The sequence below is a fragment of the Methylomagnum sp. genome (genome assembly GCF_054333355.1).
Window position 1 is genome coordinate 1 of the sequence record NZ_JBTEKS010000141.1, and the last position, 9,956, is coordinate 9,956.

Consider the following 9,956-nt stretch of genomic DNA (forward strand, 5'->3'; position numbering starts at 1 on the left):
GTGGGTTAGGCGCACATCACGAGAAGCTTGATGTTTCTATTGGCTTTGGCGTGCGCCGTAACCCACCGTGTCAATCGGGATGGTGGGTTACGGCGCACGCAAGAATTTCGACAATCGCAAATCCGTCATAGCGTGCGCCTAACCCACCCTACGGGATTCAAGCGTTTCGGGCTTCCACTTCCAACCGCGCCAAATGATCGGCGGGGCACTCGCCGTCGCGTAGGCTGATGACGGGCCAGCCTTGTGCCTCGGCGTGGCGGGCCAGGGTCTCGTCCGGGTCCACGGCCACCGGGTGGCTGACCCGCGACAGCAGCGGCAAGTCGTTGTGGGAGTCGCTGTAGAACCAGCCCCCGCTCAAGTCTTCGCCTCGGTCCGCCAGCCATTCTTCCAGCCGCGTCACCTTGCCCTCCCGGAAACAGGGCGTGCCGACGAAGCGTCCGGTATAGCGGCCAGCCACGAATTCCGGCGCGGTGGCGATCAGGTGGCCGATGCCGTACAACTTGGCGATGGGCTCGGTGACGAAGCGGTTGGTGGCGGTGATGATGAGCAGGGTGTCGCCCAGGGCGCGGTGCCGTTCCACCAGGGCGCGAGCGGCAGGCAGCAGGATGGGCAGGATTTTGGTTTCGACGAAGGCCGCCCGCCAACGGTAGAGGGTTTCGGCGTCGTGGGCGGCGAGGGGACCGAGGGCGAATTCGAGGAATTGCACGATGTCCAGGCAGCCGTTCTTGTAATCCTCGTAGAACCGGGCGTTGCTTCGCTCGTAGTAATCGCGGTCAACGATACCGCTCTCCACGAGGAACTGCCCCCATAAATAATCGCTGTCCCCGGCCAGCAAAGTGTTGTCGAGGTCAAATATTGCCAGACTCACGAGATTCCTTTACATTCGAAATCGTAAAATATATAAGAACTTTGACCGGCGGGTTTTTATTCACCCCGGCAAAGTGGGTCATAGCCAACGACAGAACGATTTCCGCATCGCTGACCGTCCGCTAGGGCGGCGGATTATACCACCAGCCGAAATAAGCAGGATTTACGCCAGAACATGATCGACCCGGACGGATATCGCCTCAATGTGGGAATCGTCTTATGCAACGACGAGGGTCGTGTGTTTTGGGCGCGGCGCATTGGTATGCGTTCCTGGCAGTTTCCCCAGGGCGGAATCAAGCGCTACGAGGAGCCGGAAGCCGCCATGTACCGGGAATTGTATGAGGAAGTCGGGCTGCGCTACCGCGATGTGAAGCTGGTCGCCCGCACCCGCGAGTGGCTGCGTTACGAGCTGCCCGAGCGCTACGTCCGCCGCCATTCGTTCCCGCTGTGCATCGGCCAAAAGCAGTTGTGGTACATGCTGCGCTTGCAGGCCAGCGAATCCCGCATCAAGCTGAACTGCACCGGCAAGCCCGAATTCGATAACTGGTGCTGGGTCGATTATTGGCACCCCGTCAACGACGTGGTGTATTTCAAGCGGAAGGTCTATCGGCAGGCCCTGACTGAATTGGGCGATTACCTGATCGCCGCGAAACCCCACCTCGCCACCCCGACCCTGCTCACCGCTGGCCAGAAAGGCTGATTGCCTCTGTTGGCAAAGACTCCCTATAGGCCGACTCGGTTGTCAAAACCGAGTCGGCCTTTGTCTTTAATAGCCAGATGAATCCGGGTTGAGTCCTTCCGGCAGCTTCGCGATCCGTTCCATGACCGTCTCAATCCCGCCGTCTGGCTGAAGGGTGATCCAGCGGTAGCCGGGGGGGATTAAATCTATGGCGAAATCCGCCTGCTTGGGCTTGAACTGGAAGCAGGTGGAGGGCGTGCCCAGCAGGCGCATCCCTTTGCGCCAGACATCCATTTCCTGATGCACATGGCCGAACACCACGCCGCGCACCTGCGGGTACTGCTCTAAAACCCCGAGGAGGCGGTCGGCGTTTTCCAGCAGCATCGTGTCCATCCAGCGGCTGCCCGAACGCACCGGGTGATGGTGCAGGGTCACCAGGGTGAAGGGTTCCGGGTGGCTGCCCAAGATATTTTCCAACAACGCGAATTGGCTCTCGGCCAATCGGCCATAGGGCTGGTGGGGAATGGTGCTGTCCAGGCAGATGATTTGCCAGCGCCCCAGGTCTATGTGGGGTTGGAAATGGATGTGGTCGCCGGTTAGAAATTTGGGAATCAGCTTGAAGTCGTCATGGTTCCCGGGCAGGCAGTAGCAGGGGTAGTCCAGCTTGGCGATGTGCCTGTGGAGTCGGCGATAGGCCGATGCTTCAGTGTCCTGCACCAAGTCCCCGGTCAACAAGGCCAAGTCCGGCGGCGGGCCTGAGCCATTGGCGGCGGCCAGCACGTCCAGGAAGCTTTGCTCGGTGTCCACCCCAAGCATGGTCTGCCTGCCTTCCGCCAGCAAATGGAAGTCGGTCAATTGCAGAATCCGAATGGGCCGTGATTCCCCGGCGGACCCCGTTGTGACGACAGTGGTTGAAGAATCACCCATCGGACTTACTCTCCATGCGGTTATCCTGGCGTATGCCGAAAAGCCCCACCTTCTCCGGCGCTATGCCCATTTCGCCGTGGCTGAATCTCCGGCTGCCACGGGAAAAACGGCGGCAGGATTCGTTAAAAATGCAGGAGAGAGTGGACAGGCCAGCGCCCCAACTTTTCCCGCCCCTTGAGAGCATCCAGCTCGACCACAAACCCGCAGGCGACGACTTCCGCGCCCAGTGATTCGATTAGTTCACAACTCGCCCTGGCGGTGCCGCCAGTGGCGAGCAGGTCATCAATGAGAAGCACCCGATCCCCCGGTCCCAGCGCGTCGATATGGACTTCCAGCGCGGCGGAGCCGTATTCCAAATCATAGCTAACCGATTGCACATCGTAGGGAAGCTTGCCCGGCTTCCTCAAGGGCACGAAGCCCACGCCCAATTCCCAGGCCACCAGCGAGCCGAAGATGAAGCCCCGCGCCTCCATCCCGGCCACGGCGGTGATGTTCGCTTCGACAAACGGATGCAGCAAATGATGCACCGCCAGCCGCAACGCCGCCGGGTCTTTGACCAGGGGCGTGATGTCCTTGAACAGAATGCCCGGCTTCGGGAAGTCCGGGATGTCGCGGATATGGGCTTTGAGCTTGTCCATGGCGGTTTCTCTTAGGCTTCGGTCGGGGCGGGGTGAACACGCTCGATGGCGCTGGCGATGCCCGCCGCGTCCAGGCCGCACTGCGCGAGCAATTCCTCGCGGCTGCCTTGCTCCAAAAACACATCCGGCAGGCCCAGATTGAGTACCCGCACCCGACAACCCTGAGCGTGCAGGATTTCGTTGACGCCGCTGCCCGCGCCGCCCGCGATAACATTTTCCTCCACGGTGACGATTAATTCGTGACTTTCGGCCAGCTTCAAAATCAGCGCTTCATCCAGCGGCTTGGCGAAGCGCATGTTGACCACGGTCGCGTCGAGCTTCTCGCCCGCTTCGACCGCCGGGGCCACCACGCTGCCCCAGGCCAGAATCGCAATCCCCTGACCTTCGCGGCGCATTTCGCCCTTGCCGATGGGCAGGGCGATCATTTCGTCCACGGGCGCGACGCCCGGGCCTTTGCCGCGTGGATAACGGACGGCGGCGGGGCCGTTGTGCTTGAAGCCGGTGTAGAGCATTTGCCGACATTCGTTCTCGTCGGCGGGCGCCATGACAACCATGTTGGGTAGGCAGCGCATGAAGCTGACGTCGAAGCTCCCGGCGTGGGTGGGACCGTCCGGGCCGACCAGACCGGCGCGATCAATGGCGAACAACACCGGCAGGTTTTGCAACACCACATCGTGGACCAATTGGTCATAGGCCCGTTGCAGGAAGGTGGAGTAAATCGCCACCACCGGCTTGAAGCCCTCGCAGGCTTGGCCCGCCGCCAGCGTCACGGCGTGCTGCTCGGCAATGCCCACGTCGAAATAACGTTCGGGGAAGCGCTTCTCGAATTCCACCAGCCCGGACCCTTCCCGCATGGCCGGGGTGACACCCAGCAGGCGCCGGTCCCGTTCCGCCATGTCGCACAGCCATTGACCGAAGACCTCGGTGTAGGTCGGCGCGCCCGGCTTGGCCTTGGGCAGATGATCCTTGGCCGGGTCGAAAGTGCCCACGCCATGGTAAGCCACCGGGTCGCGCTCGGCGGGCGCGTAGCCTTTGCCCTTTTTGGTCACGATATGCAGGAAGCGCGGTCCCGGCGTGTTGCGGAGATTACGCAGGGTGGTCACGAGGGTATCGAGATCGTGGCCGTCGATGGGTCCGATGTAATTGAAGCCCAGCTCCTCGAACAGCGTGCCGGGGGCCACCATGCCCTTGACGTGTTCCTCGGCCCGCCGCGCCAGTTCCCAGACGCTCGGCATCCGGTGCTTCAAGAGCTGCTTGCCGCCCTCGCGGACGCTGGAATAGAAGCGCCCGGACAGGATTTTCGCGAGGTAATTGTTGAGGGCGCCGACATTCGGCGAGATGGACATCTCGTTGTCGTTAAGAATCACCAGCAGGTTCGCGTCCAGGGTGCCCGCGTGGTTCAGCGCCTCGAAAGCCATGCCGCCAGTCAAGCCGCCGTCACCGATGATCGCCACCGCGTGGGAATCGCGATGGTCCAGCGAGGCCGCAATCGCCATCCCCAAGGCCGCGCTGATGGAGGTGCTGGAATGGCCCACGCCGAAGCAGTCGTATTGGCTTTCGTCGCGGTTGGGGAACGCGGACAGGCCGTCCTTCTTGCGGATGGTGGGCATCCGCTCGCGCCGCCCGGTGAGTATCTTGTGGGGATAGGCTTGATGGCCCACGTCCCACACCAGTTTGTCATCCGGGGTTTTGAACACGTAATGGAGGGCGATGGTCAACTCTACCGTACCGAGCCCCGCCGCCAGATGGCCCCCGGACTGACTGACGCTTTGCAGCAAAGAGCCGCGCACTTCCTCCGCCAAGCGGGGTAATTGGTCTTGCGGCAGGGCACGCAGGTCGTCGGGTCCATGGATGGTTTGGAGTAGGGAAAAGCTATTCGGATGATTCATTAGAAATTCTTGTCGGGAGACTTCAAACCGGGCCGGTGGGGCCGGTCAAGGCGGTCGTCTGTGTTACGGGACGGCCGGGCAATTATGAAACCGGGGGTTATGGCTTTCAAGGCAAACATTGCCCACCCATCCCGGCCTGATGGGGCTTAATTCCGCCGTTCGATGATGAACCGCGACAGCGCCCGCAGATAGTCCGCTTCGGTGCCGAAACCGGCCAAGCTCGCCAGGGCGTCCTCGTGCAGTTCTTGGGCTTTTTGCTTGGCGCCGGACAGCCCCAGCAGGGCGGGGTAGTTGGGTTTGTTGTGGTCGCGGTCCTTGCCCTGGGTCTTGCCGAGGGTCTGGGTGTCGCTTTCTTCGTCAAGGATGTCGTCCTTGATTTGGAAGGCGAGTCCGATGCACTTGGCGTAATGGTCCAGCTTGTCGGCTTCTGCCGCTTCCAGCGGGACTTTCGCCAGGGTCGCCAGCCGGACGCTGGCGCGGATCAAGGCGCCGGTTTTGCGGATGTGCATGTTTTCGAGGCTGGGCAGGTCCAGGGCTTTGCCGACTGAATCCAGGTCGATGGCTTGTCCGCCCACCATGCCGAAGGAGCCGCTGGCGGTCGCCAGGGTTTCGATCATGGCGATGCGGTTTTCCGCCGGGACGGCGATGCTGGCGTCGTGGGCCAGGACGTGGAAGGCCAGCGCTTGCAGGCCATCGCCCGCCAGAATCGCGGTGGCCTCGTCGAACGCCTTGTGGCAGGTGGGCTTGCCGCGTCGCAGGTCGTCGTCGTCCATGGCGGGCAGGTCGTCGTGGATGAGCGAATAAACGTGGATGAATTCCACCGCGCAGGCCGGGCCGTCGAGTAGGTCCGGCGACAGGCCCAAGGCATGGCCGGTGGCATAAGTCAGAAGGGGCCGCAGGCGTTTGCCACCACCCAGGGCGGAATAGCGCATGGCTCGGTGCAGGCGTTCCGGCATCCGGTTCTCAGCGGGGAGTCTCGCGTCCAGGGCCGCTTCGGCGCGGGCCTGGCAGGCGAGCATGAATTCTTGCAGTGCGTTGTCAGGGTTCATCGGTAAAGGGCTTGAGTGTGGGTTCGCCGTGTTCTTCCAGCAGTATTTGGACTTTTTGCTCGGCGTCTTGCAGAGCCTTTTGGCAGGTGCGGGTTAATTGAATGCCCCGCTCGAACAGCTTGAGCCCTTCCTCCAGGGGAAGGTTGCCCTGTTCCATGCGTTCGACGAGTTGTTCCAGTTCGGCCAGGGAATCTTCGAAGTTGGGCGCTTTTTTCGCCATGGTCCTTTTGTCCGGGCGCGGCAGCGCGGTAATTGACGGGTCGCGTATTATCGCAAATGTTGGGAAGTGAGAAAAACGCTTGGATCAATGGGTTTATAGAAAGCGTTTTCAGGGCCGTAGGCGGGGTTGGCGCTTTGTGGGAATCCAGCTTATCCACCCGGTAAAGATTTGGTCATCACTAACCTTCCCGGAAGCGGCATCGAAATCGGGAAGTTGATTTCAACCAAGCCCCTATGTCGCTCAGGACAGGTCTCCCAGAGGCGAGAGGGAGAAATTCGCATAGCGCGTGCCCTGCTATGTCGCTGGGTCTCGTTCCTCAATCCAGCCGACGGCCTTACAATTCGCCATCACTCACTAGCCCACAACCCGCCACCATGTGGAGTAAGCGCTTTCAAAAGCCTGTCCGTCTGACCATTCACGCCCGAAAACGCATGGCGGAACGCGACATGGACGCCAGTCTGGTTCTGGACATCCTGGATAACGGAACCCTCAAGATGAAGGATGAATCCCATTTCTGGGCCTACAAGGAATTTCCCGAGCGCACCGATAACTTGCTCTGTGTTGCCGCCATTAACGGCGAGGCGATCATTGTTAAAACCGTCATGCATCATTTCTCCGAGAAATAACCATGCACACCACCTACTACCCCGACGACGACATCCTGGAAATCCGCTTCACCGACCGCCCCATCGTCCGCGAGGTCTCCCAGGGCTGGAACACTTGCTTGAGCTACGACGCCGAGGACAACGTGGTCGAAATGGTGATATTGGATGCCCAAGCCATCGGCGCTTGGCCGGCCGAAACCCACCGCCGCGCCGCTTGATCGAGCGCACGAATAATCGTTGAACCCGCCATCATCATGGAGCCTTCATCCAACGGACTAATCACCCGCCGCCTCCCCCGCCTGGCCGACGCCGACCCAGCCGCCTGGAACGCCCTCACTGGCGGCGCCTATCCCTTTCTACGCCACGAATTCCTGACCGCCCAAGAAGAGCAAGGCTGCCTGACTCGGCGCATTGGCTGGGAACCCCATCACCTGACCGTCGAAGACGCCAGCGGGCGGTTAATCGCCGCCTGCCCCATGTACCTCAAATACAACTCCTTCGGCGAGTTCGTGTTCGACTGGGCCTGGGCCGAAGCCTACGAGCGGGCCGGGCTGGACTATTACCCCAAGCTGGTGGTGGCCGCGCCGTTCACGCCCGCCACCGGGCCGCGCTTGCTCATTCATCCCGAGGCGCGGACGGCGGCGCTGGAAGCCGACGTGCTGAATCTGGCGGTGGAAACCGCCCGCGCCGCCGGGGTGTCCTCGCTGCATTGGCTGTTCGCCACGGACGAGGCCTTGTTGGAATCGCCGTTGTTTTTGAAGCGGGTCGGCTGCCAATTCCACTGGGAGAATCGCGGCTACCAATCCTTCGAGGATTTCCTGGCTGATTTGAAATCCCGGCGGCGCAAGGAAATCCTGCGGGAACGCAAGTCGGTGCGGGAGGCGGGCATTGAATTGGAGCGGCGGCTCGGCAGCGGCATCGAGCCGGATTTATGGCGGGTCATCCACGAACTCTATTGCACGACCTTCGCCAAATACGGCAATTACCCGGCCATGACGGAAGGCTTCTTCCGGGACATCGCCACCACCATGGGCGAACAGGTGATGGTGGTGTTGGCCCGGCGGCGCGGGGAGATCATCGGCGCGGCGTATTTTCTGGTCGGGCGAGATGCTTTGTATGGTCGCTATTGGGGCTGCACGGAGGACGTGCCGGACCTGCATTTCGAGGCATGTTATTACCAGGGCATCGAATTCTGCATCGAAACGGGCCTCTGCCGCTTCGAGCCGGGCGCTCAGGGCGAACATAAAATCAGCCGGGGATTTCTCCCAACCCGCACTTGGTCGCTACACTGGATCGCCGAGCCGAAATTCCGCCGGGCCATCGCCGGGTTTCTGACGCGGGAAACCAGCGCCATGGCGGCGTATATTGCCGAACTCGAAGCCCGTTCGCCTTTCAAGAATTCCCCATGCTGAATGCGATTTTTCTCCCTCTCCAGCGGGAGAGGGGTGGGGTGAGGGGAATCAAAAAAGGTTTCCCCCCCTTTTGGCCTGCTTTCCCGCTTGAGTTCATGGCGACGCGGCGGACAAAATCCCTTTGGAATCCCCTCACCCTAACCCTCTCCCGCTGGAGAGGGAATAAAAGAGACATAGCGCGATTGCCCCATGCTGACCGTCCTGAATCCCTTCGATAAGCACCAGCCATTTCCCCCCGTGGACAAGGCGCTGGACGAACCCAACGGACTTCTGGCGGTGGGTGGCTGCCTGTCGCCCCAGCGCCTGGAGAGCGCTTATCGGCACGGCATTTTCCCCTGGTTCGGCAAAGACGAACCCATCCTGTGGTGGTCGCCCGACCCACGGCTGGTGCTGCGCCCGGCTGACGTGCGGATTTCCCGAAGCCTCCGCAAGCGGCTCAAGCGCGGCGAATTCCGGTTCAGCTTCGACCTCTGTTTTGAAACCGTGGTGGACGCCTGCGCCGCGCCCCGTCCTTATGCGCCGGGCACTTGGATCACCCCCGAAATGAAGCGGGCCTACGCCAACCTCCACGAATTGGGCCTCGCCCATTCCTTCGAGGCCTGGCAGGGTGAAGAATTGGTCGGCGGCTTGTACGGCGTCGCGGTGGGGCGGGTGTTTTTCGGCGAATCCATGTTTCACCGGGCCACGGATGCGTCCAAGGCGGCGTTCGCCTTCGCCTGCGGGCTGCTGGCCGAGTGGGGCTACGAATTGATCGACTGCCAGGTGTACACCGACCATCTGGCGAGCCTCGGGGCGGAAGAGATTCCCCGCGCGGCGTTCATCCAACTGTTGAAGGATCACTGTGGCCGGGCGGCTTCCGGCCATGCTTGGAGAGTGTCGGACCCGTCATGAAATCCTTTCCTCTTTATCTTGGCTACGAACACGACTGCGATTATTTGCCCGGCCAGCGGGCGCAAATGGTGTACGTGGACCCGCGCGCCGAGTTGGACAAGCCCATCTATTCGCGGCTGGCGGCCAATGGCTTCCGGCGTAGCGGTGGTCTGGTTTATCGCCCTCATTGCGCCATGTGCGCGGCCTGCGTGCCGGTGCGGGTATCGGTGGAAGCCTTCCAGCCCAGCCGCTCCCAGCGCCGCGCGCTGAAAACAAATACGGACCTGCGGGTTATCCCCCGGCCCCCGAGCTTCGATGAGCGACATTACCAACTCTATCTGCGCTATCTCCGGTCCCGTCATCCCGACGGCAATATGGCGGAATCCAGCCGCGAAGATTACATGGGGTTTTTGGGCAACCCTTGGGGGGACACGGTGTTCTATGAATTCCTGGCCGGGGATGATCTGCTGGCGGTGGCGGTGGTGGATCATCTGAATGAGGGGCTGTCGGCGGTCTACACCTTTTACGATCCCGACCAAACCCGGCGTGGCTTGGGGAGTTTCGCCGTGTTGTGGCAGATCGACGAGGCCCGGCGGCGGGGCTTGCCTTGGGTGTATCTGGGGTTTTGGATCAAGGGTTGCCGCAAGATGGCGTACAAGAACAGCTTCCGGCCTTTCGAGGCGTTGTTGGCGAATCAGTGGGTTGAGATAGAGGGAGACAGCCGTCGGTAGGCTGGATATGAAGCACGGGGGGCGGGCGCTGGAGTCCAAAGCTTGCTTTGGGTGGGTTTTAAAAACCAG

General features: G+C 61.4%; 12 protein-coding genes. 6 read left to right on the forward strand and 6 right to left on the reverse strand.

From position 1 onward, the window contains the following. Positions 1–157: 157 nt before the first annotated feature. A complete protein-coding gene (locus ACXWUF_RS12060; protein ID WP_458494913.1) occupies positions 158–868 on the reverse strand; it encodes a histidinol-phosphatase in 711 nt (236 codons plus the stop codon). Positions 869–1,042: 174 nt separating this feature from the next. Between ACXWUF_RS12060 and ACXWUF_RS12065 the strand changes: the two genes are divergently transcribed. After that, positions 1,043–1,567: an RNA pyrophosphohydrolase gene (locus ACXWUF_RS12065; protein ID WP_458494914.1), complete on the forward strand. Its 525-nt coding sequence runs from the start codon at positions 1,043–1,045 to the stop codon at positions 1,565–1,567. Positions 1,568–1,633: 66 nt separating this feature from the next. On the opposite strand, the gene cpdA is transcribed toward ACXWUF_RS12065, so the two are convergent. The 5 genes from cpdA to ACXWUF_RS12090 form a co-directional block, all read right to left on the reverse strand. After that, a complete protein-coding gene (gene cpdA, locus ACXWUF_RS12070; protein WP_458494915.1) occupies positions 1,634–2,473 on the reverse strand; it encodes a 3',5'-cyclic-AMP phosphodiesterase in 840 nt (279 codons plus the stop codon). Positions 2,474–2,595: 122 nt separating this feature from the next. Next, on the reverse strand, positions 2,596–3,111 hold the full coding sequence (locus ACXWUF_RS12075) for an adenine phosphoribosyltransferase (RefSeq protein ID WP_458494916.1): 516 nt from the start codon (positions 3,109–3,111) through the stop codon (positions 2,596–2,598). An 11-nt stretch (positions 3,112–3,122) separates the two neighbouring features. Next, positions 3,123–5,000, reverse strand: coding sequence for a 1-deoxy-D-xylulose-5-phosphate synthase (dxs, locus tag ACXWUF_RS12080; RefSeq protein WP_458494917.1), 1,878 nt, complete (start codon positions 4,998–5,000; stop codon positions 3,123–3,125). Positions 5,001–5,146: 146 nt separating this feature from the next. Next, complete coding sequence (ispA, locus tag ACXWUF_RS12085; protein WP_458494918.1) at positions 5,147–6,049, reverse strand: (2E,6E)-farnesyl diphosphate synthase; 903 nt, start codon at positions 6,047–6,049, stop codon at positions 5,147–5,149. After that, positions 6,039–6,269, reverse strand: coding sequence for an exodeoxyribonuclease VII small subunit (locus ACXWUF_RS12090; protein ID WP_458494919.1), 231 nt, complete (start codon positions 6,267–6,269; stop codon positions 6,039–6,041). The genes ispA and ACXWUF_RS12090 overlap by 11 nt, the downstream gene beginning before the upstream one ends. A 374-nt stretch (positions 6,270–6,643) precedes the next feature. Here ACXWUF_RS12090 and ACXWUF_RS12095 point away from each other — a divergent pair, with 374 nt between their 5' ends. From ACXWUF_RS12095 to ACXWUF_RS12115, 5 genes are all read left to right on the forward strand, one after another. After that, on the forward strand, positions 6,644–6,895 hold the full coding sequence (locus ACXWUF_RS12095) for a DUF4258 domain-containing protein (protein ID WP_458494924.1): 252 nt from the start codon (positions 6,644–6,646) through the stop codon (positions 6,893–6,895). 2 nt (positions 6,896–6,897) lie between these two features. Continuing rightward, positions 6,898–7,092: a DUF2283 domain-containing protein gene (locus tag ACXWUF_RS12100; protein WP_458494920.1), complete on the forward strand. Its 195-nt coding sequence runs from the start codon at positions 6,898–6,900 to the stop codon at positions 7,090–7,092. A gap of 36 nt (positions 7,093–7,128) precedes the next feature. Further along, on the forward strand, positions 7,129–8,286 hold the full coding sequence (locus ACXWUF_RS12105) for a GNAT family N-acetyltransferase (protein ID WP_458494921.1): 1,158 nt from the start codon (positions 7,129–7,131) through the stop codon (positions 8,284–8,286). 189 nt (positions 8,287–8,475) lie between these two features. Continuing rightward, on the forward strand, positions 8,476–9,177 hold the full coding sequence (gene aat / locus ACXWUF_RS12110; RefSeq protein WP_458494922.1) for a leucyl/phenylalanyl-tRNA--protein transferase: 702 nt from the start codon (positions 8,476–8,478) through the stop codon (positions 9,175–9,177). Continuing rightward, the gene (locus ACXWUF_RS12115) at positions 9,174–9,887 is read left to right on the forward strand and encodes an arginyltransferase (protein ID WP_458494923.1); all 714 of its coding nucleotides are present in this window, start codon (positions 9,174–9,176) and stop codon (positions 9,885–9,887) included. Before aat ends, ACXWUF_RS12115 begins: the two co-directional genes overlap by 4 nt. The last annotated feature ends 69 nt before the right edge of the window (positions 9,888–9,956 follow it).

What these genes read in the sequence shown, in the direction of transcription:
- dxs (WP_458494917.1), bottom strand. Translation starts at nt 5,000, where the DNA reads ATGAATCATCCGAATAGCTTTTCCCTACTCCAAACCATCCATGGACCC.
- ACXWUF_RS12065 (WP_458494914.1), top strand. Translation starts at nt 1,043, where the DNA reads ATGATCGACCCGGACGGATATCGCCTCAATGTGGGAATCGTCTTATGC.
- cpdA (WP_458494915.1), bottom strand. Translation starts at nt 2,473, where the DNA reads ATGGGTGATTCTTCAACCACTGTCGTCACAACGGGGTCCGCCGGGGAA.
- ispA (WP_458494918.1), bottom strand. Translation starts at nt 6,049, where the DNA reads ATGAACCCTGACAACGCACTGCAAGAATTCATGCTCGCCTGCCAGGCC.
- ACXWUF_RS12115 (WP_458494923.1), top strand. Translation starts at nt 9,174, where the DNA reads ATGAAATCCTTTCCTCTTTATCTTGGCTACGAACACGACTGCGATTAT.
- ACXWUF_RS12090 (WP_458494919.1), bottom strand. Translation starts at nt 6,269, where the DNA reads ATGGCGAAAAAAGCGCCCAACTTCGAAGATTCCCTGGCCGAACTGGAA.
- ACXWUF_RS12100 (WP_458494920.1), top strand. Translation starts at nt 6,898, where the DNA reads ATGCACACCACCTACTACCCCGACGACGACATCCTGGAAATCCGCTTC.
- ACXWUF_RS12105 (WP_458494921.1), top strand. Translation starts at nt 7,129, where the DNA reads ATGGAGCCTTCATCCAACGGACTAATCACCCGCCGCCTCCCCCGCCTG.
- ACXWUF_RS12075 (WP_458494916.1), bottom strand. Translation starts at nt 3,111, where the DNA reads ATGGACAAGCTCAAAGCCCATATCCGCGACATCCCGGACTTCCCGAAG.
- ACXWUF_RS12095 (WP_458494924.1), top strand. Translation starts at nt 6,644, where the DNA reads ATGTGGAGTAAGCGCTTTCAAAAGCCTGTCCGTCTGACCATTCACGCC.
- aat (WP_458494922.1), top strand. Translation starts at nt 8,476, where the DNA reads ATGCTGACCGTCCTGAATCCCTTCGATAAGCACCAGCCATTTCCCCCC.